Origin of the sequence: Burkholderia sp. b14 (assembly GCF_900156195.1) — a bacterium.
Classification (GTDB): domain Bacteria; phylum Pseudomonadota; class Gammaproteobacteria; order Burkholderiales; family Burkholderiaceae; genus Mycetohabitans.
Map to the genome: position 1 here is coordinate 2,551,820 of NZ_FTPJ01000003.1, position 26,030 is coordinate 2,577,849.

The 26,030-nt window shown below is 63.4% G+C and carries 26 protein-coding genes and 1 pseudogene; 19 read left to right on the forward strand and 8 right to left on the reverse strand.

Annotation, left to right across the window (positions count from 1 at the left end; all coding sequences use genetic code 11):
• Nucleotides 1–18: 18 nt before the first annotated feature.
• A pseudogene (locus B0B13_RS19610) lies at nucleotides 19–174 on the forward strand (D-glycerate dehydrogenase); the annotation flags it as partial.
• Nucleotides 175–365: 191 nt separating this feature from the next.
• Nucleotides 366–1,862, forward strand: coding sequence for a DNA recombination protein RmuC (locus tag B0B13_RS16250; protein ID WP_076797088.1), 1,497 nt, complete (start codon nucleotides 366–368; stop codon nucleotides 1,860–1,862).
• A 42-nt stretch (nucleotides 1,863–1,904) separates the two neighbouring features.
• On the opposite strand, the gene B0B13_RS19615 is transcribed toward B0B13_RS16250, so the two are convergent.
• From B0B13_RS19615 to B0B13_RS16275, 6 genes are all read right to left on the reverse strand, one after another.
• Nucleotides 1,905–2,039 (reverse strand): hypothetical protein, encoded by a 135-nt coding sequence (locus B0B13_RS19615; RefSeq protein WP_255763051.1) that lies wholly within the window; start codon nucleotides 2,037–2,039, stop codon nucleotides 1,905–1,907.
• A complete protein-coding gene (locus tag B0B13_RS16255) occupies nucleotides 2,036–2,311 on the reverse strand; it encodes a hypothetical protein (RefSeq protein WP_076785246.1) in 276 nt (91 codons plus the stop codon). The genes B0B13_RS19615 and B0B13_RS16255 overlap by 4 nt, the downstream gene beginning before the upstream one ends.
• 140 nt (nucleotides 2,312–2,451) lie before the next feature.
• Nucleotides 2,452–3,747 carry a molybdopterin molybdotransferase MoeA gene (gene moeA, locus B0B13_RS16260; RefSeq protein WP_076797089.1) on the reverse strand — a complete coding sequence of 432 codons (1,296 nt, stop codon included), beginning with the start codon at nucleotides 3,745–3,747 and terminating at the stop codon, nucleotides 2,452–2,454.
• A gap of 57 nt (nucleotides 3,748–3,804) precedes the next feature.
• Nucleotides 3,805–4,479 (reverse strand): molybdenum cofactor guanylyltransferase MobA, encoded by a 675-nt coding sequence (gene mobA, locus B0B13_RS16265; protein ID WP_076787301.1) that lies wholly within the window; start codon nucleotides 4,477–4,479, stop codon nucleotides 3,805–3,807.
• 27 nt (nucleotides 4,480–4,506) lie between these two features.
• Nucleotides 4,507–5,598 (reverse strand): GTP 3',8-cyclase MoaA, encoded by a 1,092-nt coding sequence (gene moaA / locus B0B13_RS16270; RefSeq protein WP_076797090.1) that lies wholly within the window; start codon nucleotides 5,596–5,598, stop codon nucleotides 4,507–4,509.
• 226 nt (nucleotides 5,599–5,824) lie between these two features.
• A complete protein-coding gene (locus B0B13_RS16275) occupies nucleotides 5,825–9,160 on the reverse strand; it encodes an Rne/Rng family ribonuclease (RefSeq protein WP_076797091.1) in 3,336 nt (1,111 codons plus the stop codon).
• A 718-nt stretch (nucleotides 9,161–9,878) separates the two neighbouring features.
• Here B0B13_RS16275 and B0B13_RS16285 point away from each other — a divergent pair.
• From B0B13_RS16285 to B0B13_RS16300, 4 genes are all read left to right on the forward strand, one after another.
• Nucleotides 9,879–10,889: an RluA family pseudouridine synthase gene (locus B0B13_RS16285; RefSeq protein ID WP_076797093.1), complete on the forward strand. Its 1,011-nt coding sequence runs from the start codon at nucleotides 9,879–9,881 to the stop codon at nucleotides 10,887–10,889.
• Nucleotides 10,870–11,529, forward strand: a complete 660-nt coding sequence (locus B0B13_RS16290) for an HAD-IA family hydrolase (protein ID WP_076797094.1) — start codon at nucleotides 10,870–10,872, stop codon at nucleotides 11,527–11,529. Before B0B13_RS16285 ends, B0B13_RS16290 begins: the two co-directional genes overlap by 20 nt.
• Nucleotides 11,530–11,619: 90 nt before the next feature.
• On the forward strand, nucleotides 11,620–12,018 hold the full coding sequence (locus tag B0B13_RS16295) for a Rieske (2Fe-2S) protein (RefSeq protein ID WP_076797095.1): 399 nt from the start codon (nucleotides 11,620–11,622) through the stop codon (nucleotides 12,016–12,018).
• A complete protein-coding gene (locus tag B0B13_RS16300; protein WP_076797096.1) occupies nucleotides 12,015–13,031 on the forward strand; it encodes a S49 family peptidase in 1,017 nt (338 codons plus the stop codon). The genes B0B13_RS16295 and B0B13_RS16300 overlap by 4 nt, the downstream gene beginning before the upstream one ends.
• 108 nt (nucleotides 13,032–13,139) lie before the next feature.
• Here the strand turns inward: B0B13_RS16300 and B0B13_RS16305 are convergent, their stop codons facing one another.
• Together B0B13_RS16305 and B0B13_RS16310 are read right to left on the reverse strand one after the other, a co-directional pair.
• The gene (locus tag B0B13_RS16305; RefSeq protein WP_076797097.1) at nucleotides 13,140–13,850 is read right to left on the reverse strand and encodes an SAM-dependent methyltransferase; all 711 of its coding nucleotides are present in this window, start codon (nucleotides 13,848–13,850) and stop codon (nucleotides 13,140–13,142) included.
• Nucleotides 13,847–14,494, reverse strand: coding sequence for a Maf family nucleotide pyrophosphatase (locus B0B13_RS16310; RefSeq protein ID WP_076797098.1), 648 nt, complete (start codon nucleotides 14,492–14,494; stop codon nucleotides 13,847–13,849). The genes B0B13_RS16305 and B0B13_RS16310 overlap by 4 nt, the downstream gene beginning before the upstream one ends.
• A 231-nt stretch (nucleotides 14,495–14,725) precedes the next feature.
• Between B0B13_RS16310 and B0B13_RS16315 the strand changes: the two genes are divergently transcribed.
• From B0B13_RS16315 to B0B13_RS16375, 13 genes are all read left to right on the forward strand, one after another.
• Nucleotides 14,726–15,400: a YceD family protein gene (locus tag B0B13_RS16315; RefSeq protein WP_235090147.1), complete on the forward strand. Its 675-nt coding sequence runs from the start codon at nucleotides 14,726–14,728 to the stop codon at nucleotides 15,398–15,400.
• 118 nt (nucleotides 15,401–15,518) lie between these two features.
• Nucleotides 15,519–15,698: a 50S ribosomal protein L32 gene (rpmF, locus tag B0B13_RS16320; protein ID WP_076785234.1), complete on the forward strand. Its 180-nt coding sequence runs from the start codon at nucleotides 15,519–15,521 to the stop codon at nucleotides 15,696–15,698.
• A 117-nt stretch (nucleotides 15,699–15,815) separates the two neighbouring features.
• A complete protein-coding gene (gene plsX / locus B0B13_RS16325; RefSeq protein ID WP_076797100.1) occupies nucleotides 15,816–16,958 on the forward strand; it encodes a phosphate acyltransferase PlsX in 1,143 nt (380 codons plus the stop codon).
• Complete coding sequence (locus B0B13_RS16330; protein WP_076797399.1) at nucleotides 16,958–17,947, forward strand: beta-ketoacyl-ACP synthase III; 990 nt, start codon at nucleotides 16,958–16,960, stop codon at nucleotides 17,945–17,947. Before plsX ends, B0B13_RS16330 begins: the two co-directional genes overlap by 1 nt.
• 81 nt (nucleotides 17,948–18,028) lie before the next feature.
• Nucleotides 18,029–18,961: an ACP S-malonyltransferase gene (gene fabD / locus B0B13_RS16335; protein ID WP_076787299.1), complete on the forward strand. Its 933-nt coding sequence runs from the start codon at nucleotides 18,029–18,031 to the stop codon at nucleotides 18,959–18,961.
• A 49-nt stretch (nucleotides 18,962–19,010) separates the two neighbouring features.
• A complete protein-coding gene (gene fabG, locus B0B13_RS16340) occupies nucleotides 19,011–19,760 on the forward strand; it encodes a 3-oxoacyl-ACP reductase FabG (protein ID WP_076785231.1) in 750 nt (249 codons plus the stop codon).
• A 132-nt stretch (nucleotides 19,761–19,892) separates the two neighbouring features.
• The gene (acpP, locus tag B0B13_RS16345; protein WP_041754094.1) at nucleotides 19,893–20,132 is read left to right on the forward strand and encodes an acyl carrier protein; all 240 of its coding nucleotides are present in this window, start codon (nucleotides 19,893–19,895) and stop codon (nucleotides 20,130–20,132) included.
• Nucleotides 20,133–20,234: 102 nt separating this feature from the next.
• The gene (fabF, locus tag B0B13_RS16350; RefSeq protein WP_076787297.1) at nucleotides 20,235–21,473 is read left to right on the forward strand and encodes a beta-ketoacyl-ACP synthase II; all 1,239 of its coding nucleotides are present in this window, start codon (nucleotides 20,235–20,237) and stop codon (nucleotides 21,471–21,473) included.
• Nucleotides 21,473–21,991, forward strand: a complete 519-nt coding sequence (locus B0B13_RS16355; protein ID WP_076797101.1) for a protein YgfX — start codon at nucleotides 21,473–21,475, stop codon at nucleotides 21,989–21,991. Before fabF ends, B0B13_RS16355 begins: the two co-directional genes overlap by 1 nt.
• A 122-nt stretch (nucleotides 21,992–22,113) precedes the next feature.
• Complete coding sequence (rpoE, locus tag B0B13_RS16360) at nucleotides 22,114–22,713, forward strand: RNA polymerase sigma factor RpoE (protein ID WP_076797102.1); 600 nt, start codon at nucleotides 22,114–22,116, stop codon at nucleotides 22,711–22,713.
• Between the two features lie 54 nt (nucleotides 22,714–22,767).
• On the forward strand, nucleotides 22,768–23,442 hold the full coding sequence (locus B0B13_RS16365) for a sigma-E factor negative regulatory protein (protein ID WP_076797103.1): 675 nt from the start codon (nucleotides 22,768–22,770) through the stop codon (nucleotides 23,440–23,442).
• Between the two features lie 4 nt (nucleotides 23,443–23,446).
• Nucleotides 23,447–24,493, forward strand: coding sequence for a MucB/RseB C-terminal domain-containing protein (locus B0B13_RS16370; protein WP_076797104.1), 1,047 nt, complete (start codon nucleotides 23,447–23,449; stop codon nucleotides 24,491–24,493).
• A gap of 31 nt (nucleotides 24,494–24,524) precedes the next feature.
• A complete protein-coding gene (locus B0B13_RS16375; protein WP_076797105.1) occupies nucleotides 24,525–26,021 on the forward strand; it encodes a DegQ family serine endoprotease in 1,497 nt (498 codons plus the stop codon).
• The last annotated feature ends 9 nt before the right edge of the window (nucleotides 26,022–26,030 follow it).

A 26,030-nucleotide genomic window follows, 5' to 3' on the forward strand; every position in this document is an offset into this window, starting at 1 on the left:
ACTTGGACTGGAACGGTGATGAAGCAAAAGGCTTGGGTGGCGCGGATGAACTTCCCGGATGTACGCGAAACGCTTGAGCAATATTTCGATGTCGATGTGAATTGCGACGACCCTCTGCTCACGCGCGACGAACTGACCGCGCGCGTGGCGGATAAGGATGGCGCATTGAGCGCGTGTCGCGCCGCAACTCGAAGCCCAGTTGAATGCGGCTTATGGACCCAGGACGAGCTGCTTGCTCAGGTGGATCACGGGGTACTGGTCGTGCCCTATGCGGCTGACAGTCTGAGTGCAGCGCTTGACTGCGGTTTGCAAGCGGGTCACCCGCCGACACCGAGCAACCCTGACGTGCTGGGGGTAATGCGCGCATGCTGACGATCATCCTAGCAGTCGCAGTGGCCGTATTGGCCGCCGCGCTGCTTGTTGTCGCGGCCACGATGCGGCAACGCGATGCCGGCAACGTGACCGACGCATCGCTGCAAGCGCTCGCGCAGCGGGTGTGCGAATTGGGCGACACGCACGCGCGCTCTCAGGAAAGGCTAGAGCGCGAGTTGCGCGCGGAGCTGATCGACAGCGCCCGCGTGTCGCGCGCCGATGCCGGCGCCGGCGTCACGCAATTACAACAGGCGCTTGCGGCGCAACTCACGAGTATCGCTACGGTGCAAAACAACCAAATTGATGGCTTCGCGCAGCAATTGGCCAAACTTACGCAGAGCAATGCGCAGCAGCTCGATGCGTTTCGTTTGTCCGGCCAACAGCAGGCGCAACATGCGCGCGAGGAGCAGGCTGCTGCATTGAAGCGATTCGGCGATACGCTAAACCAGCAATTGGCCGTGCTGTCGGAGAGCAACGAGCGGCGTCTTGCCGAAGTGCGGGCGACGCTCGAGCAAAAACTCAAGGATATCGAGGCGAACAATGCGGCCAAGCTCGATGAGATGCGGCGTATTGTCGATGAAAAGCTTCATGCCACGCTGGAGCAGCGCTTAGGCGAATCGTTCAAGCTAGTGTCAGACCGGCTCGAGCAGGTTCATCGTGGCTTGGGCGAGATGCAGACGCTTGCTGCGGGCGTCGGGGACCTGAAGAAGGTGTTGACCAATGTCAAGACGCGCGGTACCTGGGGCGAGGTTCAGCTCGAGGCGCTGCTCGAACAGATGCTCACGCCCGATCAATATGCGAAGAACGTGGCGACGGTGCCGCGCAGCAGCGAGCGCGTCGAATTCGCGATCCGGCTACCGGGCCGGGGCGAAAGTGAGCAACGTAATGCGCAGCCGGTATGGCTGCCGATTGATGCGAAATTCCCTCGTGAAGACTACGAGCGGTTAATCGACGGACAGGATCGGGCTGACCCTGTTGGCGTCGAGGAGGCGGCCCGCGCGCTGGAAACGCGTATCAGGCTGGAGGCCAAGGCGATTGCAGACAAGTATGTGTCGCCGCCGCATACGACGGACTTTGCCCTTCTGTTTCTGCCGACCGAGGGGCTCTATGCGGAAATTCTGCGCCGGCCTGGGCTGACCGACGCATTGCAGCGCGACTATCGAGTCACGATTGCCGGACCCACCACGCTGACCGCGTTGCTGAACAGCTTGCAAATGGGTTTCCGTACGCTGGCGATCGAAAAGCGCTCGAGCGAAGTCTGGCAGGTGCTCGGCGCGGTGAAAACGGAGTTCGGCAAGTTCGGTGACGTCCTGGCGAAAACGAAGAACCAGCTTGCGACCGTTGCTCGGTCTATCGAACTGGCTGAGACCCGGACACGACAGATGCACAGGAAGTTGCGCGACGTCGAGGCGCTACCTGGCGAGCAGGCTGCCGAGCTGCTGGGCGATGAAGGGCAAGTGCAAGTGACGCCAGACGAGGGCAGCGAATAGGCCGGTGCGGCCGTGGTAGCGAGCGTAGTGGAAGCGGACCCGTCAGATCGACGAATCGTCAGGCGGCGCTTGCAGACCCGTGAGACGGTGCAGGGCTTCTCCGGTCACGCGCACGACGCGCCACTCGAAACGGGCGCATTGTCGCTCGATGGTGAGCGTGGCCAATGGTGACGTCATGCCTCCTCCGGTGCATCGGAGAGCACGATCTCGATGCCGCCGCAGCGCGATGCTACCCAGTTGTATGCGTGACATGCGATCCATAGCAGGACGAAGCCAAGCACGGCGTTGAGTATCAACGCGCTGAACAACGTTGATAGCTCAACAGCGCCGTAGCGCACGAATGCCACTAGCATACCGAGCAGGACGATCGGCACGCTGAAGGTCAGGTACACGAAGATCAGCGCCTTGGCAGTTTGCCCCGGGGCAATGTACGAGATTTGTTTTTTCATATCGAAGCGTCGGCGGTCATTCGCGAAAAGGGTCGCGCGGGGCGCGTGCTGAAGTTGTATAAAAACGGCGAGTATGCGTGAGTCCATCCGTCAAAAGGTGAGAGCAGCCCGCCAAAAGACCAGATCAGTCCGCCAAAAGCTTAGATCAGTCCGTCAAAAGGCATGATATCGACCGTGTCGCCCACGGCCACCGGCCCTCGTTGATGATTCAAAATAACGAAACAATTGGCATCGCTCATCGAGCGTAGGATACCGGAGCCCTGCACGCCGGTCAGCGCAACTTCCCAGCGCCCGTCGTCGCGCCGGCGCGCAATGCCTCGTTGATATTCGGTCCGTCCGGGGCGTTTGCTGATCGGGTCCAGCGCGCTCGCCGTGATCAGCGGCACGGGCCGGGGCAGCGCACCGGTCATCGAGATCAGTGCATCGCGCACGATCTGATAGAAAGCGACCATCGTGGCAACCGGGTTGCCCGGCAAGCCGAAGTAGAGCGCATCGTGGCCTTCGCCCACACGTTTGCCCGACCAGATGCGGCCAAACGCGAACGGGCGTCCCGGTCGCATCGCGATACTCCAGAATGCGACGTCGCCCAGCCGACCCATCAGTTCACGCGTGTAGTCCGCATCGCCGACCGACACGCCGCCGGAACTGAGTACGACGTCCGCTGACGCCGCCGCGTTGCGCAGCGCGGCTTCCAGCGCGTGCCGGTCATCGGGTACCACGCCGAGATCGATCGCCTCCACGTTCAGGCGGCGCAGCATCCCGTACAGCGTATAGCGATTGCTGTCGTATACGCATCCCGGCGCAAGCGGTTGTCCCAGCGAACGCAATTCGTCGCCGGTCGAAAAGAAGGCGGCACGCAGGCGGCGCCGGACCGGTACTTCGCCGAGCCCGACGGAGGCGAGCAGGCCCAGATCGGACGCGCGCAGCACACGTCCGGCCAATAGGGCCGCATGTCCGCTGCGCAGGTCTTCGCCGGCGCGTCGGCAGTGGGCGCCGCGGGCCAGCGCGGCGGCCGAGAATTGGATTGAGCCGTCGCCGTTGATTGCGACCTGCTCCTGCGGGACTACGGTATCGCAGCCGGCCGGCAATATCGCACCGGTCATCACGCGGATGCAATCGCCGCTGCGTACCCGCGCATCGTATGCGCGTCCGGCCAGCGCCGTGCCCGCCACGCGCAACCGGATCGTGCCGCCGCGCTCGAGGGCGGCGCCGTCGAACGCATAGCCGTCCATGGCGGAGTTGTCGTGTGCTGGCACGTCTAGCGGCGACACCACGTCGTCAGCCAGCACGCGGTCCAGTGCGTCACGCAGTGCGAGTCGCTCAATGGTGGCCACCGGCGTTGCCCACTGGGCCACAATGGCCCGGGCGGCATTCACCGGCAGTGCGTTTGGATCATAGTCGGCGATACAGCTTGCGATGGTTTGCAGCGAGGTCATGGCACGGGGACGGCGAAAATGGGGCGGGCGCAACCGGGCAAAGGATGCCGGGCACGCTCATCGCCCGGTGTCCGGCCGCTCGAGTTTGTATAATTCTTGCAGCGAGTTGACATTGTAAAACGCGTGCTCGTCGGCGAACGGCACTTGTACCGCCATGTGGCGTGCGTACCACGTGCGCACCCGGCGCTCGCCTTGGGCCAACTGCGTCGCCAGATCGCCTGCCAGCCCGGTGCGCAGTAGCGCGAATACGAAATGAGCACGCCCGGCTGCCGGCGTGTCGGCCGACGATAAAGGCGTGGCGGGCGTGCCTGGCGCAGTGGCATCGGGCGATGCGGTGCAGGCATAGGCAATCGGTGCGTGCGTGACTTCCAGCGCCTGGGCAAGGCGCTGAGCCAGGTTCAACGGCACGAACGGAGAATCGCATGGCGCGACCAGTAGCGCGCCGTGCATCAGCGCTTGGCTGTCGAGCGCATATAGCCCTTCGAGAATGCCGGCCAACGGGCCGGGGAAATCGGGCGTGGTGTCCGTTAGCACCTGATCGGCAAATCGAGCATACTGATCAACATGGCGATTGGCGCTGATTAGCAGACGCGACACCTGTGGCCGCAAGCGCTGTGCGACATGCTCGACGAGCGGGCGCCCATGCAGCAGTTGTAGCCCCTTGTCTCGTCCACCCATCCGTGCGCCGCGGCCGCCGGCGAGAATCAGCCCGATGGTGCTGGCGCGCGAAATCACGTGCGGATCGTGCTGTGCATCGGTCTAGCCGCCGATGTATGACATTTCGACGCGCGGGCCGCCAGCGGCTTGCCCCCGCAGCTGAGAATAGCGGTCCTCGCGAGCTTGCCACAGTCGCGCGATCGCATCGGAGATCTGCTCATCGGTGACACCGCCGCGCAACAGCGCGCGTAGATCGTGGCCCGCGCTGGCGAACAGGCATAAATACGCCTTGCCTTCAGTGGACAGCCGTATGCGCGTGCAACTGGAGCAGAATGCACGCGTGACACTGGAAATCACGCCGATCTCTCCGGCGCCGTCCGCGTATCGCCAGCGTTGCGCGGTCTCGCCCGGATAATGCGCGTCCAGGGGCACAAGCGGCCAATGCGCGTTGATTCGATCGATGACGTCGGCGGACGGCAGCACTTCGGCCATATTCCATCCATTGGAGCAGCCCACGTCCATGTATTCAATGAAGCGCAATACGGCGCCGGATCCGCGAAAATGTCGGGCCATCGGCACGATTTCGCTGTCGTTGGTGCCGCGCTTGACGACCATGTTGATCTTCACTGGGCCAAGGCCTGCCGCGTGCGCGGCCTCGATCCCGTCCAGCACACTCGAGACCGGGAAATCGGCATCGTTCATGCGTTTAAACAAGGTATCGTCCAGTGCGTCGAGGCTGACTGTCACGCGCGTGAGTCCGGCGTCTTTCAGCGCACGCGCTTTGCGGGCGAGCAGTGCGCCGTTCGTCGTCAGCGTCAGATCGAGTCCCCGTGCATCGGACGTGCGCAACGCAGCAAGGCGTTCGACCAGGTGTTCAAGGTGCTTGCGCAACAACGGTTCGCCGCCGGTTAGGCGGATCTTCTCGATTCCCTGTGCGACGAACAGCCGTGCCACGCGCTCAATTTCCTCAAAGGTCAGCAGCGCGTTGTGTGGCAGAAAGGGGTAGTCGTGGCCAAAAACGGTTCGCGGCATGCAGTACGTGCAGCGAAAATTGCAGCGGTCGGTGACTGAGATACGCAAGTCGCGCAGCGGGCGGGCGAGCCGGTCGACGACATACCCGCGCGGCGCTCCAGGGGCGCTCGAGAACGCCGGGACGGCGCTCAGTTCGTTCAGCGGGATGACACGTCGATTCATGGTTGCCGCACAGGCCAGTTCAGCTAAAGATTTTATCCGAATGCGCCGAGTACGGCGTTGCTGCGGTGCAATGTTGTCCTATATCGCGGTTGCGATGATCGGCGGCACGGCGAGTAGCGAGCTCGCCGGATAACCGGGAAAGGCCAATAAAAAGCCCTCGCCGAGGCGAGGGCCATCGATTATGAGCCGCAAAGCGGCGCACGACGGGTGCGACGTGCCCGTCCGGTTACACCTCGTGTCGGGTCTCGACCTGCTGCATCGGTTCCGTGGACGGCGGGGGCAACGGCTTGCGTTCACGGCCGATGCGCAACGGTTCCTGGGCAGCTTGCGCGGCTTGCTGCGCCGCGCGCAGCTTGTTGGCATCGGTGTTGACCCACACCAGTCCAGCGGACTCTAGGATTGGCGCCAGCGTGTCGATTGATAACGCGCCTGCCGATGGAGCCATTGGGGCGCGGGTGGCGACCGGGGCCGATTCGTCGGCATTGCGCGGTTGGGACGGCGCTTCGTGCGCGCCCGCCGGCGTGTTGCTGACGACGGCTTGCCTATGGCCCGCTTCGGCGCGGCCGGTTACCGTATCGTCCGATTGCGTGGCCGGGACCTGAACTAACGCAGCCGACGCGTAGGCGTGCGCCGGCATCGCCGATACCGGCTCGTCTGCCTTCTGCGGGCTTACCGGTGCCGGCTCATCACCTCGTACCGAAACCGGCTCGTCGCGTTGCGCCGGCGCTGATTCGAGCGGATCCGCTGTCGTGGCGGTGGTCACCACCGTTGACGTCACCGACGGCTGAGGAAGAGGCGTTTGCTGCCGAGTAACCTCGCCGCTGATGCTGGAGCCTGCACCTGAATCATGCGCCGGCTCGACAACCCGCGGCTGCGGCTGCGCCGCGACTGCAGCTGGTTGCACAGGCGTGGCTACAGGCACCTGCACCGTTGCCCGGTGTCCGCCAGCTTCGTTGGCTTCCCGCGACGCAGGGGATCGGGCCGCGGCGTGTTCGACCGCCGCTTCTGATCTTGGCACTGGCACGTGCTCGCGAGCCGACACTGCATCATCTGTCATCGCGGTGGGGGCGCTAGCCGCGGCGTTCGGTGCAGTGGCATCCGCTTCGCCTTCTCCTTCGGCCACGTCTGCGGCATGAGTCAGGTTGATGCCGTCCTCGTCGCGTTCGCGGCGACCGCCGCGGCGTCCGCGCCGACGGCGGCGCCGCTCCTCGCCCTCACGGAGATCGGTTTCCGGTGCCGCGCCGGCACTCGGCGCCACCTCCCGGCCCTGTTCGACCACCTGCTCGTCGCGTAGTGACTCGAACGGCGGCTGCTCGAGCTGCTTGCGCTCGCCACGGTCGGCCCGGTCAGGCCGCTCGACGCGCTCGTGGCGTTCACCGCGTTCGCCCCGATCCGCCCGTTCACCGCCACGCTCACTCCGGTCCGCCCGTTCGCTTCGTTCGGCGCGTTCACCGCGCGCCGCCTCGTTGCGGTCACGGCGCTCGCCGCGCTCGGTACGCTCGAAACGTGGCGGCCGTTCGGTGCGCGCTGGTTGCTCTGCCTCCACGCGGGCATCGGCTTGCCGTTCCTGGCGGGGGGCTCGCGTATCGCGCACGCTCCGCTCGTCGCGTGCAGCGCGTTCGTCCCGCGTATCGCGTTCATCGCGACGTGGCCCACGACCCGATTGCGCAGTGACGTCGCGTGGTGCCGCGTCACGGCCACCGGATTGCTGGCCGCGCCGATGGGGCCGGTTGCGTTCTGAGCCTTGACGAGCCTCGCCGCCGGCACGTTCCCTGGTCGGCCGTGCCGGCGTGGCTTCGCCAGTGGCCTGGGCCGGCGGGGCGGAAGGCTCGCCACTGAAGATGCGCTTGAGCCATCCGATGAATCCGCTACTTGCCACGGCTGCCGGTGCGACTGGTGTGCGCGGCTGGACTGTTGACACCGAGCGTGGCGTGGCGATGGGCGCCGGCATGTCTGGCGTAATGCCCTTGACGGCGGCTTCCTGCTTCGGCTTTGCGTTGCCGTCGCGCTTGCTGTAGCCGGTTTCCGATTCCAGTTCGCGCGCCGCTTCTTCGGCCATGCGCCACGACGCGCGCGGCTCGTCGAGTCGCACGTCGTCATGACGCAGTCGCTCGAGCTTGTAGTGCGGCGTTTCAAGGTGCTTATTGGGAATCAGCACCACGTTGACCTTGAAGCGCGATTCGATCTTATTGATTTCCTGGCGTTTTTCGTTCAACAAGAAGGCGGTCACTTCGACTGGCACCTGGCAATGGATTGCCGCAGTGTTCTCCTTCATCGCTTCTTCTTGGATGATTCGCAGCACTTGCAGCGCGGACGATTCGGTGTCGCGGATGTGGCCGGTGCCATTGCAGCGCGGACAGGTCACATGGCTGCCCTCGGACAGCGCCGGACGCAGCCGCTGACGCGATAGCTCCATCAGGCCGAAGCGCGAGATCTTGCCCATCTGGACCCGGGCACGGTCGTGCTTGAGCGCGTCCTTGAGCCGTTGCTCGACTTCACGCTGGCTCTTGGCCGACTCCATGTCGATGAAGTCGATCACAATCAGCCCGCCCAAGTCGCGCAGCCGCAACTGGCGCGCCACTTCATCGGCCGCTTCCAGGTTCGTGCGCAGCGCTGTTTCCTCGATGTCGGCGCCCTTAGTCGCCCGAGCCGAGTTCACGTCGATGGCCACCAACGCTTCCGTGTGGTCGATTACGACGGCGCCGCCGGAGGGCAGCGGCACGGTGCGGGAATAGGCGGTCTCGATTTGGTGCTCGATCTGGAACCGGGAAAACAACGGCACGTCATCATGGTAGCGCTTGACCTTGCCGAGATTGTCCGGCATCACCACTTCCATGAACGCGCGAGCCTGATCGTGGATATCCGGTGTATCGATCAGGATCTCGCCGATGTCGGGTTGGAAGTAATCCCGGATCGCGCGGATCACTAAACTCGATTCAAGATAGATCAGCAGTGGCCCGCGCGTGCCGTTCGCCGCTGCTTCGATCGCACGCCACAATTGCAACAGGTAGTTCAAGTCCCACTGTAGCTCTTCGGCAGAGCGACCGATGCCCGCGGTGCGCGCGATCATGCTCATGCCGTCCGGCAATTTGAGCTGCGCCATCGTTTCGCGCAATTCTTGCCGGTCGTCGCCCTCGATGCGTCGCGACACGCCGCCGCCGCGCGGATTGTTGGGCATCAGCACCAGGTAGCGGCCGGCCAACGAAATGAACGTGGTCAGTGCAGCACCCTTGTTGCCGCGCTCCTCCTTTTCGACCTGGACGATCAGTTCCTGACCTTCGTGCAGCGCGTCCTGGATGCGCGCAGAGCGCATGTCGACGCCATCCTTGAAATACTGTCGGGCGACCTCCTTGAATGGCAGAAAACCATGGCGATCTTCGCCGTAGTTGACGAAGCACGCCTCGAGCGACGGCTCGATCCGCGTGACGACTCCTTTGTAGATATTGCCTTTACGCTGTTCGCGCCCGGCGGTTTCGATATCGATGTCGATCAGCTTCTGCCCATCGACGATCGCCACGCGCAACTCTTCCTGCTGCGTCGCGTTGAACAACATGCGTTTCATTGAACGGCTCCAGTGCGGCTGCGCGTCCCGCCACGGTCCAGAATGGAACCGGAACGGGCAGCGGCGCGCCGCCTCTTTTTGTCAAAAAAAGCACGCTGGAGCGGGAAACTCTGGCTGGGGAGAATTGCCTTGACCGGAACGCACGCCAGCCAAGGCGCGGCGTGCCGCGGGCACCTGCGAATAGGTCAAAACCACGGCAAAACACGGCGGTGCAGCCGCGCATTGCGCCATCAAGCGCGTGACGCGCGGCATCAAACCGTACGATGCACTGCTGCCGGCGGGCCGCCGTTACGCAATACGCGCGCGAACCGGATCCTGCGCGGGTGCGCGGACCATTGGCACCGTGGCCCGGGTGTCCCGCTCGTTCGCGCGCGCTGTCTCGATCCGACTGCTGCGCGCGTGTTATTCGCAATTCGTTTCGTCCAGCTCGTGCGTGCCACGTCGGCCGACGTGGCGTGCCGTGAGCTGGGCGCAAAAAATTCTTTATGACCAAAATTTCCGTTACCGGCTTGCCGTCGACGATGCCGAATCTGCCTGTGGGCGATATCCCTGCGTCGTGCAACGACATGCGTGCAACTTGCTGCTCTCGCCTTCCAGGCGAGCAGCCGACCTGGGGTGCAAGGTAGAATAACGCACAGGGCGCTTGCACCGGAACAGCCCGTCGCTTGCCGGGCGGGTCGCCACCGGCGCACGGGCTGTCTGACAAATTATATGCAGAATGAATGAGTTAAGCAAAATATCGCAAAATGGTGCAGCTGCCGACCGTGTTTCGTGGCTGAACGTAGACGACGCGTCGGCCGGCCAGCGCATCGACAATTTCCTTCTGCGCGTATGCAAAGGGGTGCCAAAAAGCCATATTTATCGGATTTTGCGAAGCGGTGAAGTGCGGGTCAACAAAGGCCGGGTTGACGCTTCGTACCGGCTCGAGCATGGCGATACCGTGCGCGTGCCGCCGATACGGGTGGCACAGCCGGCTGGCTCCCCGGTGAGCGCGCCGGCTGCGGCGTTCCCGGTGTTGTATGAGGACGACTGCCTGATTGCGCTGGACAAGCCGGCCGGCATCGCGGTGCACGGCGGCAGTGGGGTGAGTTTTGGCGTGATCGAGCAAATGCGTGCCGCGCGTCCTGCTGCCCGCATGCTGGAATTGGTTCACCGGCTCGACCGGGAAACGTCCGGTGTACTGTTGCTGGCCAAGAAGCGCGCTGCGCTCGTCAGTCTGCACGAGCAGATCCGCGAGGGCCGGCTGGATAAGCGCTACCTAGTGTGCGCGCGGGGCGCGTGGCCCGCACACTGGGGCGTGCGTCGCGCAGTGAAGGCGCCGCTGCACAAGTACTTAACCGCCGACGGCGAGCGGCGGGTTCGCGTGCAGCCCGACGGACTGGCCTCGCATACGATCTTTAACCTGCGCCGGCGTCTGGGCGACTATTTATTGTTGGAGGCGGAACTGAAGACCGGCCGGACCCATCAGATTCGGGTCCATCTCGCACATCTGGGCTTGCCGATCGTCGGTGACGACAAGTATGGGGATTTTCCGCTGAACAAGGATCTTGCTCGTCCCGGCGCCCGGCCCGGATTGCGCCGGATGTTCCTGCATGCGTGGCGGCTGAGCATTAAGCACCCGACTAGCGGCATGCCGCTAGCGTTCGAGGCGCCGCTGCCAGCCGAATGCGGTAATTTTTTGCAACAATTGACGGATACGTTGAGCGCGGATGACACGCAAACAGTTTGACTTGATCGTGTTCGACTGGGACGGCACGCTGATGGACTCAACCGCGCACATCACGCGTAGCATCCAGCGGGCGTGTCGCGACCTCGGCTTGCCAGTGCCTGACGCGTTGTCGGCGAGCTATGTCATTGGGCTGGGGTTGCGCGACGCGTTGCAGATCGCTGCGCCCATGCTCGATCCGATCGACTATCCGCGTCTTGCGCAGCGCTACCGGTTCCATTATCTGAGCGGTGACCCGCATATCGAGTTGTTCGCCGGCGTGCGCGAGATGTTGGACGAATTGCGCGGTGCGGGCTATCTGCTCGCGGTGGCGACCGGCAAATCGCGAGTCGGGCTGAACCGCGCGCTGGACTCGGTCCGGTTGATGACGATGTTCGATGCGACCCGCTGCGCGGACGAGACGTTTTCAAAGCCCCATCCGGCAATGCTGCATGAATTGACACGGGAATTGGGGCAAGGTGCTACGCGTACCTTGATGATTGGCGACACGACGCACGACCTGCAGATGGCGGCCAACGCCGGGGCCGCCGCCGTGGCGGTATCCTATGGCGCCCATCCAGCCGAACAACTGGTCAAGCTGGAGCCGCGCTTTTGCGCCGCCGATGTCACGTCGTTGGCCGATTGGCTGCGCGAGCACGGATGACCGGCGCGCGCGAATAGGTGATGACCGAGGCACGAGTGGATGCCCGTCGTCGCGTCAAGCCGGGGTTTTCCCAGAAATTGCGCTAACTTCATGCAACCTGTTCGTATTTGCGCTTCGCACGAACTCGCCGAACGCGGCCGCGGCATCCGATGCGCCGCGCTGGCAGGTGGTGTGCTGGCAACCGTTTTCTTTGTCCGTTATAACGGCGTGGTCCACGGCTATCTAAACCGGTGCGCGCATGTGCCGATGGAGCTGGACTGGGCCGAGGGCGAGTTCTTTGAAAGATCGCGCTTATACTTGATATGCGCCACGCACGGCGCAACCTATGCGCCCGGCACTGGGCACTGTGTCGGCGGCCCCTGTCGTGGTGGTCGGCTGCGCCCGCTTCAGGTTCAGGAGCGCGACATGGCCGATGGGCCAGCCGTCTTCTGGTTGCCCGACGATGAAATCCGACCTCTTTCCCTTGAAGCAGGACTTGATTGCGCATGACCGACTATTCGACTGACGACAACCCGCGAACCTCTACGCCCGCCCAGCAGGGACGGGCCGACGCCGTCGGCCGTACGCCCGACGATTGGCAGCGCGATGCGCTTGAGCGCGTCGCGCTGGCGGCCATCCGCGAGCAGCGGGCGGCGCGCCGCTGGCGGATTTTTTTTCGCGGCGCGTTCCTCGCCGTGTTGAGCGCGCTCACTTGGAGCGTGTTCAGCCTGTCGGGTGAACGTTCGGTTTCGGCCGCACGTCATACGGCACTGGTTTCACTGGACGGTGAGATTGCGGCGAACTCGAATGCGAGCGCGGAGAACATCGATACCGCGTTGCAAAATGCCTTCGACGACTCGCATACCGCCGGGGTGATTCTGCGGATCAACAGCCCAGGCGGCAGCCCGGTGCAGGCCGGCATCATCAACGCCGAGATCCGCCGTTTGCGCAACAAGTATCCGTCCAAGCCGCTATATGTGGTGGTCGAGGACATGTGCGCATCGGGTGGCTACTATGTGGCGGCGGCGGCCGACAAGATTTACGTGGACAAGGCCAGTATCGTCGGCTCGATCGGCGTGCGGATGGACGGGTTCGGCGTCACCGGGCTGATGAACAAGCTCGGTATCGAGCGCCGGATGCACACGTCCGGTGAGAACAAGGGGTTCTACGATCCGTTCTCGCCCGAGAGCGACAAAATGAAGCAGCATGCGCAGCGCATGCTCGATGATATCCATGCGCAGTTTATTACTGCGGTGCGACAAGGTCGGGGTAAGCGGCTGAAGGAAACGCCGGACGTGTTTTCTGGGCTATTCTGGACCGGCGATAAGAGCGTCGAACTCGGGTTGGCCGATGGGTTCGGCAGTATCGACTATGTCGCTCGCGAGGTCATCAAGGCACCGGATATTGTCGACTATACGGTCAAGGAGAGCATCACCGATCGCGTGGCCCGCAAGTTCGGCGCGGCGGTTGGCGGCGCGGCACTTCGTGTGCTGGCGCTCGGCGCCGCGCCAAACCTACGTTGAGTCTGGCTGTCAACTTGGACGTTGGGCCGTGGACCGGGCACAGTCTTGCTACGCGTTGACTTGGGAGGGGCATGCGGGGTTCGGTTGTCCCCGCGCGCCAAGTCGCTGTCAGTTCGCCAACATCAGAAAAATGGCCGGTCGTTTATGCAGTTCGATCGGCTCTTTACGCCACACTGACACTGGCCGGGTGACGATTTGCTCATCCGGTAGCGTCAGGTCGACGGCCACACACACGAGTGTGTCCGGCGCGCACGCGCTTGCCAGCACATCGAGCATCACACGGTTGCGATAAGGGGTTTCGATAAAAATCTGTGTCTGCCGGGCCCGGCGCGACTGCTGCTCTAGCTCGCGCAGCTTCTTCGTGCGTTGCGCGGCATCCACCGGCAGGTAGCCGTGAAAGGCAAAGCTCTGGCCGTTCAAGCCGGAGCCCATCAGCGCCAGCAGGATCGAACTGGGTCCGACCAGTGGCACGACCCGGATGCCGCGCTCGTGCGCCCGGCGCACCAGCAGCGCACCTGGATCGGCTACAGCCGGACACCCGGCTTCGGACAGCAGCCCGCCGTCGCAGCCTGCGATGATCGGTGCGAGCAGCGCATCGATTGCGTTCGCCGGCGTATTGACGTTCAATTCGCGAATCTCGATGTCCTGGATCGGAATAGTGCCACCCGTTTTTTTCAGGAATGCCCGCGTGCTTTTCGCGTTTTCGCCGACATAATAGGTCAGTCGTGCCGCGAGCGCGCGCACGGGTTCGGGCAGCACACCTGCCAGCGCTGCGGTGTCGCCCAACGCATTGGGCACCAGGTACAGCACGCCAGTCATCGCGCCTGCTCCGGTGCTTCGGAGGCGGCGTCGGCGGTGCCCAGCAGCGTCACACCGGCCTGGCGCAGCATGTCGGTCAGCGCGATCAGCGGCAGGCCGATCAAGGCCGTGGGGTCGTCGCTGTCGACCGCCTCCAGCAAGGTGATCCCCAGCCCTTCCGACTTGGCGCTGCCGGCGACGTCGTAGGGTCGTTCCATCTGCAAGTAAGCGTCTAGTTCCGTATCGGGCAAATTGCGAAAGCGTACCCGTGTGACGACGTCGGTGCAGCGTGCGGTGTCGTTGCGCGGGTCATAGAGGCACAGCGCGGTGTGAAACTCGACGTCGCGCCCGCGCATCGTGCGTAGCTGCTCGAGTGCGCGCGCGTGGTCCCCGGGTTTGCCGATTTGCCGGCCGGCGAGCGTGGCGACCTGATCCGAGCCGATCACCAGCGCATCGCCGCTGCGCGCGGCCACGGCGCGGGCCTTGGCCTCGGCCAGTCGCAGGGCGGTGCCGGCCGGCGCTTCATGCGGCAATGGCGTTTCATCGATGTCTGGCACGTCGACGTCGAAAGTCACGCGCAACCGCTGGAGCAGTGCGCGCCGGTACGGGGAGCTGGAAGCAAGAATCAGCCGGCGCGCGGCGATTGGAGCGGATAGGGGCTGCATGGGCGGAAGCGGTCCGGAATGCGCGATTTAACCACGGCCGGCACCTGGCGCGCGGCGCGTTGCACGAGCGCGCGCCAGGTGCCGGCTTAAGTGTTTGACGCGTAAAGACAAAAGCGGTATGATACCGGGCTTTTCATCGGTGCGGTCCATAAATGTCTGTCGCGGCGCGGCGGCCGGCGATACCGGCTGCGCCTGTTAGCGGGATGAGGGATGACGCGGGAGGAGGTCCAGGTGGCGGAGTCAACGGACAAGCAAGACGCGTCGACCGGCCGTGAGGCGGCGCTCAACCTGCATGCGCTGGACCTGTTCGAGTTTGCGCGAACAGGTCGGCAAGCGATGGGACAGTTCGACGTTGGCGAGTTGGCCCGGCTGGCAGCCGAAGTGCCCGCCGACGCGGTGACGCTCGGCGATTATGATTCGGCGTTGCGCTGGCACGCGCAGGGTGGATCGGTGCGCGAACTGCAGCCCGATGGCACCGTGCTCGATGAGCCGTGCCTGCGGGTGGCCGTGCATGGCGCAATCTGGCTGCAGTGCCAGCGTTGCATGGAACCGTTTCGCGTGCCACTGGACATCGATGCCGAATACCGGATCGTCGAGAGCGACGATGAGGCGGATGAGCGTGCGCTCGACGACACGTCATTTGATGTGATCGTAGGTTCGCGTCAGTTCGATTTTGTCGAGTTGATCGAGGAAGAATTGTTGTTGTCGTTGCCGCTGGTACCGAAGCATAAGATCTGCAACCAGATACACGAGAGCCTGGTGACCGGCGCGGCGGGCGAGCATGCGCGCGATCCCGATGCTGAGGCCGGCGAATCGCCGGCTGGTGACGAAACGCAATGCGAGCATCCATTTGCCGCGCTCAAGGCGCTCAAGGGTGGCGGGCCGAAGTCCGGACCGACGCATTGAGTGGGCGGGCGCGGCCCAGAGGCCAGGCCGGTCGCGCCGGCCTGTCATCCGCTGTTTGGCGGGTGGCAGGCGGGGTGGGGACCTGTGTTAAAATTGACGAAATTTTTCTGGAGTTACCATGGCAGTTCAGCAAAACAAGAAGTCGCCGTCGAAGCGCGGCATGCACCGCTCGCACGATTTCCTGGGCGCCGCACCGCTGGCCGTCGAGCCGAGCACCGGCGAAGTCCATTTGCGTCACCATATTAGCCCGAACGGTTACTACCGCGGTAAGAAGGTCGTCAAGACCAAAAACGACTAAGTGCCTGGCGGCAATGGTCGCCTGCCTCACCTTTCGTTCGCGATTGAATTGCCATCGGTTCGTCAAGAAAGCGGCATTGATCTGCCGCTTTTTTGTGCCTGAAATTCGCCGCATCCCATGACTATAAAGATCACAATCGACTGCATGGGAGGCGACCACGGTCCAACCGTGACGGTTCCCGCTGCGGTCAGTTTCGCGCGTGCGCATCCAGATGCGCAACTCGTACTGGTGGGCTTGAACGACGCGATCCGCGCGCAGCTCAAGCGATGCAAGGCACTCGACATGCCGACGCTGTCGATCGTCGATGCGAGCGAGGTCGTCGCGATGGACGATTCCGTCGAGGTCGCATTGCGCAAGAAGAGGGACTCGTCGATGCGCGTCGCGTTGAACCTGGTGAAGGAGGGTCATGCGCAAGCCTGCATCTCGGCCGGCAACACCGGCGCGTTGATGGCGGTGTCGCGCTACGTGCTCAAGACGCTGGCCGGCATCGAACGGCCGGCGATCGCGTTCGCCCTGCCGAACCAGCATGGCTACACGACAATGCTCGACCTGGGCGCGAATGTCGACTGCGAGCCGCAGCACTTGCTGCAATTCGCCGAGATGGGGCACGCGCTGGTGTCTGCGATCGAGGGTAAGGACCGCCCGTCGATCGGGTTGCTGAACATCGGTGAAGAGGTGATCAAGGGCAACGATATCATCAAGCGCGCCGGCGAACTGCTGCGCGCGAGCACGCTCAATTTCCGCGGCAATGTCGAGGGCAACGACATTTACAAGGGCACGGTCGACGTGATCGTTTGCGATGGCTTTGTCGGCAACGTCGCGTTGAAGACGTCCGAAGGACTCGCGCGGATGCTTGCCGACATGATTCGCGAAGAGTTTAGTCGTTCGTGGGCCACGAAGCTCATGGCGCTGCTCGCGCTACCGGTGCTGTCGCGTTTCAAAAAGCGGGTCGATTCGCGTCAATACAACGGCGCCGCGCTGCTCGGCCTGCGCAATCTGGTGATCAAGAGTCACGGTTCGGCAGATGCGTACGCGTTTGAATGGGCTATCAAACGCGGGTATGATGCCGTCAAGAATGGCGTTCTCGAGCGTCTGACGCGGGCGCTGGAGGAAAATGCCGACCCGCTCGCTCGCGCGGCCGGCGCTGGTTTTGGCGAACCTGACGTGTCCGGCGCACAAGCACTTTCCAATACGACCACCGGCGGCCCCGCGGGATCATCCGCGCCTGAGCCGTTGGCTGCGCTATCCCCGAAGGCATGATGGTTCATTCCACTATTTACTCGCGCGTGCTCGGTACCGGCAGCTACTTACCACCGACGCGCGTCACCAACCAGGCGCTGGCCGAGCGGCTCGCGCAGCAGGGGGTCGAGACGAGCGATGAGTGGATCGTGACGCGCACGGGCATCCGTGCCCGTTATTTCGCGTCGCCCGAGCAAGCCACTAGCGACCTTGCATTGGTGGCCGCACAGCGCGCGATCGCAGCGGCGGGCATCGATTTGCAGGCGATCGAGCTGATCATTGTTGCCACGTCGACTCCGGACTTCGTGTTCCCGAGTACGGCCTGCCTGCTGCAGGACAAGCTCGGCATCCGCAACGGTGGCGCGGCATTCGACGTGCAAGCAGTGTGCTCCGGGTTCGCTTATGCGCTGGCGGTGGCCGACGGGTTGATCCGCAGCGGCGCGCATCGCAACGCGCTGGTGATCGGCGCCGAAACGTTTTCACGGCTGCTCGATTTCAAGGACCGAACCACCTGCGTGCTGTTCGGCGACGGCGCTGGTGCCGTCGTGCTCGGCGCCTCGGACCAGCCAGGGCTGCTGGCGAGTGCACTGCACGCGGACGGCAGCCACGCGCGCATCTTATGCACGCCAGGCAACATCAACGGCGGTGTTATCCAAGGTAGTGCGTTTCTGCATATGGACGGGCCCGCGGTATTCAAACTCGCGGTAAACGTGCTCGAGAAGGTGGCGCTCGAAGCGCTGGCTAAGGCCGATATGTCTGCGGACCAGGTCGATTGGCTGATTCCACATCAGGCCAATATCCGAATCATGCAAGGCACGTGTCGCAAGCTCGGATTGCCATCGGAGCGCATGATTGTGACGGTCGGCGAGCATGGCAACACGTCGGCCGCATCGATTCCGCTCGCGCTGGACGTGGCAGTGCGGGACGGACGCATCAAGCCCGGTGATCGGGTACTGATCGAAGGCGTTGGCGGTGGATTTACCTGGGGTGCGGCAGTCATCCGTATGTAGACGCGTGTACAGCATGCGCAGGTGCTTGGTGCGCTGTCCGAGCGCATGCCGTTTCGCTGCTTTTTTCTATTCGAGGACGATATGAAGTTCGCGTTCGTTTTCCCCGGGCAAGGCTCGCAATCGATCGGCATGCTCAATGCATTTGGTGATCATCCTGTTGTAAAGGCGACGCTCGAAGAAGCGTCCGATGCGCTGAGCCAGGATATCGGCCGCCTGATCGCACAGGGGCCGGTCGACGAACTGAACCTGACCACCCATACGCAGCCTGTGATGCTCACCGCCGCCTACGCGATTTACCGCGTGTGGCAACAAGCCGGCGGCGCGGCACCGGCGGTCGTTGCCGGCCACAGCCTCGGCGAATACACGGCACTGGTCGCCGCGGGCGCGATCACATTTCGTGACGCGTTGCCGCTGGTGCGCTTTCGCGCGCAGGCGATGCAACAGGCGGTGCCGGTCGGGGCCGGGGGGATGGCGGCGGTCCTGGGGCTGGATGATGACGCGGTGCGCGCCGCATGCTCGGAAGCGGGGGCGGCCGGCATCGTCGAGGCGGTCAACTTCAATGCGCCGGCGCAGGTCGTGATCGCTGGCCACAAGGCTGCCGTGGACAAGGCGTGCGAGATCGCCAAGGCCAAGGGCGCAAAGCGTGCGGTGTTGCTGCCCGTGTCAGCGCCGTTTCATTCGTCGCTACTCAAACCGGCATCTGAGCGCCTGCGCGAGTATCTGGCCGATGTCGACGTGCGTGCGCCGCAGATTCCGGTGGTCAACAATATCGATGTGGCGATGGTGTCGGATCCAGCCGGCATTAAGGATGCGCTGGTACGCCAGGCCGCCGGGCCGGTACGCTGGGTCGAATGCGTGCGCGCGATCGCCGCGCAGCAGATCACGCATGTGATTGAGTGCGGCCCTGGCAAGGTGTTGGCCGGGTTGACGCGGCGCATTGATGCCAACCTGGTGGGCGGCGCAATCGTCGATTCGGCGTCGCTCGACGATACATTGAAACTGTTGCAAGGTTGAATGCCGGGCTGTCACCGGGATTCATCATTCGATTCGGAGCCAAGACGGGATGGAAAAATCGCTCGACAAACAGATTGCGCTGGTCACCGGCGCATCGCGCGGCATCGGCCGTGCGATTGCGCTCGTGCTCGGGCGTGCCGGTGCGACGGTAATTGGCACCGCCACGTCCGACAATGGAGCGGCGGCGATCAGTGACACGTTGCGCGCCGAGGGCATTGTCGGTCGCGGCGCGGTACTGGACGTCAACGACGGCCTCGCGGCCGATGCGCTGGTCAATTCGGTGGTCAAGGAGTTCGGGGCATTGAATATCCTAGTGAACAACGCCGGCATCACGCAGGACCAGCTTGCAATGCGGATGAAGGACGATGAGTGGGACGCGGTGATTGACACCAACCTAAAGGCTGTATTTCGCCTGTCGCGCGCCGTACTGCGGCCGATGATGAAGGCGCGCGGCGGGCGCATCATCAGCATTACGTCCGTCGTCGGCTCAACCGGTAATCCGGGGCAGGTCAATTACGCAGCGGCCAAGGCGGGGGTGGCCGGCATGACGCGGGCGCTGGCGCGCGAGATTGGCAGCCGTAACATCACCGTCAACTGCGTGGCGCCGGGTTTCATCGACACGGATATGACCCGCGTGTTGCCCGAGGCGCAGCGCGCGGCGCTCGACGCGCAGATTCCATTAGGCCGGCTGGGTGCGCCGGAAGACGTCGCCCACGCGGTTGCATTCCTCGCTTCGGCGCAGGCGGGATACATTACGGGCACGACGTTGCACGTCAATGGCGGCATGTACATGTCCTGACGGGTGCTGGCTGCACTTGCTGCGGTGCTCGCAAGGGTTGCGGCGAAACTGGTCGCGCGTCATTTTTTGCGGGACAAACCTGATAAAATGCGCGCACTTGCATTTTTGAACTCATTTTCCCTGGAGGGATGCATGGACAACATCGAACAGCGCGTCAAGAAGATCGTCGCAGAACAGCTCGGCGTGGCTGACGCGGAAATCAAGAACGAGGCTTCGTTCGTCAACGATTTGGGTGCTGATTCGCTGGACACTGTCGAGCTCGTGATGGCGCTGGAAGACGAGTTCGGCATGGAGATTCCGGATGAGGAAGCCGAGAAGATCACGACGGTTCAGCAGGCAATCGACTACGCTCGGGCTAACGTCAAGGCCTGAGCGTCTGGGTTTTTTGTCGCAGGTCGCGGCCACAGGGCTCACGGATTCCCGTGCGGCCGCTGTGGCTTTTGATTTTCTATTATGTATGAAAAAGGGAATATCGTGAGCCGTCGTCGTGTGGTAGTTACCGGCCTTGGGCTGATTTCGCCCGTTGGCAATAACGTTGTCGACGGTTGGGCGAACCTGGTTGCTGGCAAATCGGGGATCGCGAACATCACGAAGTTTGACGCATCGAATTTTTCGACGCGTTTTGCCGGTGAAGTTAAGGGCTTCAAGGTCGAGGACTACATGGCGGCCAAAGAGGCCCGCCACATGGATACGTTTATCCACTACGGCTTTGCGGCCGGCGTGCAGGCCATGACGGACGCGGGCATCGACACGGCAAGCGAGGACTTGGAGCGTATCGGTGTGGTTGTCGGCTCGGGCATTGGCGGCTTGCCGATGATCGAAGTCACGCAAACCGAGATGCTCAACCGCGGGCCACGGCGGATTTCTCCTTTCTTCGTTCCGGCCTCGATCATTAACATGATTTCCGGTCACCTGTCGATGCGCTACGGTCTCAAGGGGCCGAACCTGGCGATCGTGACTGCATGCACGACCGGCTTGCACTGCATTGGCGAGGCGGCACGGTTGATCGAATATGGGGATGCCGACATGATGCTGGCCGGCGGCGCAGAAGCGACCGTGTCGCCGCTGGGCATCGGCGGCTTTGCCGCCGCGCGCGCGCTGTCGCAGCGTAACGATGATCCGGCCACTGCCAGCCGTCCGTGGGACAAAGATCGTGACGGCTTCGTGCTGGGCGAAGGTGCTGGCGTCATGGTGCTCGAAGAATACGAGCACGCGAAGGCGCGCGGCGCGAAGATCTATGCCGAGGTCGCCGGCTATGGCATGAGCGCTGACGCGCACCACATCACGGCGCCACTCGAGGACGGTGATGGCGCGCGCCGTTGCATGCTGGCGGCGTTGAAGAACGCGCGCGTGAACTTGGATGAAGTCCACTACCTGAATGCCCATGGCACGTCGACGCCGTTGGGCGACCTGGCGGAGACTATCGGCATCAAGCGCACGTTCGGCGACCACGTGAAGCACATGGTCGTGAACTCGACGAAGTCGATGACTGGCCACCTGCTTGGCGGCGCAGGCGGTCTGGAGTCGGTGTTCACCGTGTTGGCGCTCCATCACCAAGTATCGCCGCCGACGATCAACATTTTCAATCAGGATCCGGCGTGCGACCTGGATTACTGCGCGAATACCGCGCGGGAAATGAAGATCGACGTCGCGCTGAAGAACTCGTTCGGCTTCGGCGGCACGAACGGTACGCTGGTGTTCAAGCGCGTCTGATGACGGATCGCACCATCTTCGCAGAGTCCCGGTCCGCGCCGCCGCCGCACTCCGGTATCGCATCGACGGCGTGCGACGACGCGATGGTTTTGCGGCACTCGCGGATGCTCGCGGCGTTGGGCGTGGCCGCCGCGTGCGCGTGCGCGCTGGCGGTGATGCTGGCGCTGGTGCCGCGCATCGGTCTCATCGCCGCCGCAGCGGCAGCGCTCGCGGTGGCGCTCGTATTGGCCGTTTTTTCGCAGTGGCAGGAACGCAAGCGGCCCGTTGCGATCAAAGTCGGGCCGGACGGTGCGGTCACGTGGCACCGTCAGGGCGCGCCGGTGCGATATCACCGGATCCTTGGGCATGCGCGTCCTGCTGCTGGCCTGCTGGTGCTGCGCCTGGCGCCTGACGACGAGCGGGCGACGTGGCACAGTGCAGGACCGGGTTCGGTGCTGATCGCGGCGGATGCAATCGAGCCGTCCCATTTCCGCGAGTTGGCGATCGCGCTGGCACGTCAGCGCCGGCGGCCGGGATGAGTCGTTGCCCCGCAGTGCGCCCGCGCGGCCCCTTGTAACCGTTGTAACGCTTGCCTGCCCGCGGGGGCGCTACAATAGGCGTCCTTTCGCGTCGCAATCTATATAGACAACGGATTTTTCAGGTGAGCGAAAAAGAAATCGACCAGGCGCTGGTCGAGCGCGTCCAGAAAGGCGACAAAGCCGCGTTCGAACTCCTGGTCGCCAAATACCACCGCAAGATCATCAGGCTGATTTCGCGCCTCGTGCGCGATCCCGCAGAAGTTGAGGACGTCGCGCAGGACGCGTTCATTAAGGCATATCGCGCGTTGCCGCAATTTCGCGGCGAGTCCGCGTTCTATACGTGGTTGTACCGGATCGCCGTTAACACCGCAAAGAATTACCTTGCGACGCAGGGTCGGCGTGCGCCGACATCCACGGAAGCGGACGCGGAGGAGGCTGAAACTTTCTCCGATGCCGACCAACTAAGAGATATCAACACGCCTGAATCAGTGTTGATGAGCAAGCAGATCGCACAGACAGTCAACGCCGCGATGGCGCTGTTGCCCGAGGAGTTGCGCACGGCGATCACGCTGCGCGAGATCGAAGGACTGAGTTACGAGGAAATCGCCGAGATGATGGGTTGCCCAATCGGCACCGTTCGGTCGCGGATTTTTCGGGCTCGCGAAGCTATTGCGACAAAGTTGCGCCCGTTGCTGGATACTCCCGAAGGAAAGCGGTGGTAGCGGTAAGGGTCGAGCGGGGGAGTCTACGGGGTTGTCAGTCAGATGGGGAGCATCATGGGGTCCGTTCCATTGCAAATGAACGAGTCGGCGAGCCACATTTCGGTTGCCGAGCGTATTTCCGCCGCGCTGGATGGTGAGTCGCTGGAAAGCGGGGGGCGCGCGGCGCGCGCGCGCGTGTCACATAGGCTGGCCGAGTTCCTGTCGACGCTGGATGCCGACGGGCGGGCCCTGTGGATCAACTATCATCTGATTGGTGATGCACTACGCTCCGACGAGTTAGCCGAGGATGCCGCGAAGAGCGCAGCGTTCGTTGCCCGGTTTTCTGCGCGACTGGCCAATGAGCCGCACGTGTTGGCGCCGTCGGCATGGCGGACCAACATGCGGCACACGCTGGCGTTACGGCGCCGCGTGTTGCCAGTGTTCGCGGTGGCCGCTGCCGCCGCGACGCTGAGTTGGGTGGTCGTGCCGCAACTGCAGGGCCTTGGCAGTGCAGGCACAACGGCACAAGTTGCTTTGGTCAGCGAGCCGGGTTCGGATGCAATGCAGCGCGTCGCATTGGCGTCCACGCCGGTGGATGGCAGCGTGCCGCAGGGCATCCAGGATGCGAGCATTGTTCGCGATGCGAATCTAGATCAATATCTGGCCGCGCACCAGCAGTTCGCGCAGCAGCCGATGGTCCAATCCGCCACACCTTTGATCCGTGCCGCCGCGGTTTCCGAGGGCCAATAAACTGATGCAGCTTCAGCGGTCAAAAACAATCGACGCACGGGGGCGGCTGCGGGGAACGATGTTCGTCGCAGCCGTATTCATTTCGCTGGTCTGCGCGGCCGTCCACGTTCAGTCGCGCACCGACGACTCGCTCGTCCCACGGCGCCAGGCGGCCACTTGGCTGAATCGGATCCACCAGGCAGCACAGCAGCAGAGCTACGAAGGGATTTTCGTCTACCAGCGCGGTTCGGCGGTGCAGTCATCCAGCATCGTGCATTTCGCGGATCATGGTGACGGCGAATATGAAAGGCTGGAAAGCTTGGACGGCAAGCCGCGCCGGATGCTGCGGCACAACGACGAGGTCTACACGTTCGTGCCCGAGCGCAAGCTGTGCGTGTTCGAGCATCGGCAGAGCAAGGATTCGTTCCCCGCGCTATTGTCTGCGAGCAGCGACCGCGTATTGAGTGTCTACGATCCGCAGCTGCTGGGGGCCGACCGTGTCGCCGGACTTGACGCGACCGTGATCGAATTGCGTCCGAAGGACGCGCTGCGCTACACGTACAAGTTATGGGCCGACCAGAAGACCGGCCTGCTGTTGCGCGAGCAGACGCTGGACAGCGACGGGCAGGTGCTCGAGCAGGTTGCCTTTTCACAGGTCCGGCTCGGCGTGACGGCGGACCGCAACGCGATTGCCCAGGCCGTGCGCAACGCATCCGGTTGCGTGCGTCCCCCGGTGGAGCCGGTCAACATGGAAGCAGCGGGCTGGCAACTGCCGAATCAGATTCCCGGGTTTCGCAAGGTACGGGAACTGCGCCGGCCGATGGCTGCGCGCGATCCGTCGTCGTCGCCCATTGCCGTGGATCAGGCGGTGTTTTCTGATGGGCTTTGTGCGATCTCGATTTTCGTTGAGCCATTCGAGCGCAATTCCCGCAAGGAAGGCTCGGGTGCGAGCGGAGCCACGCACATCCTGGTCAAGCGTCATGGTGATTATTGGATCACCGCGTTGGGCGAAGTACCGATGACGACGCTGCAACAGTTCACTTCTGCCATAGAATATAAGGCTCCTCGATAGTTCGCGCGGTCTCTTTCTTTTTATCGACAATATGAGTATCCATCCGGTGCGCAGATTCCTGCTCGCGGCCGCCATGGCCATCTGTATCCCGTTGGTGTCCCCGTGCGCAGCCGCGGCGCCAGCCGCCGCCAGCCTGCCCGATTTCACGGACCTGGTCGACAAGGTCGGCCCAGCGGTCGTCAATATCCGCACGGCGACGCATGCGCAGCAACAGGGCGCGACGGGCTTGCCCCCCGGGCTGGATGACGGCGACATGTCCGAGTTCTTCCGGCGCTTCTTCGGTATTCCGTTGCCACAGCAGCCAGGCAAGCCGAACCCGCCGCGCGGAGGGGGCGGGGGCGGCGATTCAGATCCGTCGGACTCGGAGCAGAGCAGCGGCGTGGGCTCTGGCTTTATCCTGTCGGCCGACGGCTATGTGATGACTAATGCGCATGTGGTGGATGACGCGGACACGATTTATGTGACGCTGACCGACAAACGCGAATTCAAGGCAAAGTTGATCGGCGTGGACGAGCGCACCGACGTGGCGCTCGTGAAAATCAATGCGGCGAGCTTGCCGACGGTGACGATCGGCGATTCGAACAAGGTCCGGGTCGGGGAATGGGTCGTGGCGATCGGCTCCCCCTTCGGGCTGGACAACACGGTCACGGCCGGCATCGTCAGCGCGAAGGGGCGTGATACCGGCGACTATTTGCCGTTCATCCAAACCGACGTCGCAGTCAATCCCGGCAATTCGGGCGGGCCGTTAATCAACATGCAGGGCGAGGTCATTGGCATTAACTCGCAAATCTATAGCCGTACCGGCGGTTTTATGGGGATCTCGTTTGCCATCCCGATCGACGAGGCAATGCGCGTCGCAGACCAACTCAAGGTCAACGGGCGGGTTGTGCGGGGCCGGATCGCGGTGGCGATCGGCGAAGTGACCAAGGACGTGTCGGACTCGCTGGGTCTGCCTAAGGCGCAAGGCGCGCTGGTGTCCAGCGTCGAGGCGGACGGCCCGGCCGACAAGGCCGGCGTGCAGCCGGGGGACATCATCCTGAAGTTCAATGGACGCAATGTGGACACGGCGACAGACCTGCCGCGGATGGTGGGCGAAACCAAGCCCGGTACCCAGGCGACGCTGACGATCTGGCGCAAGGGCCAAACGAAGGATTTGTCGGTCGTCGTGGCCGAGATGCAGCCGGACAAGACGGCGAAGGCGCAAACTAGCCGCCGCGCGCCGCCGCGCGAGCGTGCATCGAACCAGCTTGGGCTGGCGGTTAGCGACCTGTCGCCGGAGCAGCTTAAATCGATGAATCTGAAAGGCGGCGTGCAGGTCGAGGGCGTGCACGGTCCAGCGGCCCGCGCAGGGTTGCAGCGGGGCGACATCATCTTGCGAATCGGCGATACTGACGTCTCGAATACGAAACAATTCGAGTCGCTCGTGCAGCAACTCGATCCGCAAAAGGCCGCGGCGTTGCTGGTGCGCCGCGGTGATAACACGCAGTTCGTCCCGGTCAGGCCGCGGCCCACGCCGGCGCAGAAGTAATGCGGGCTG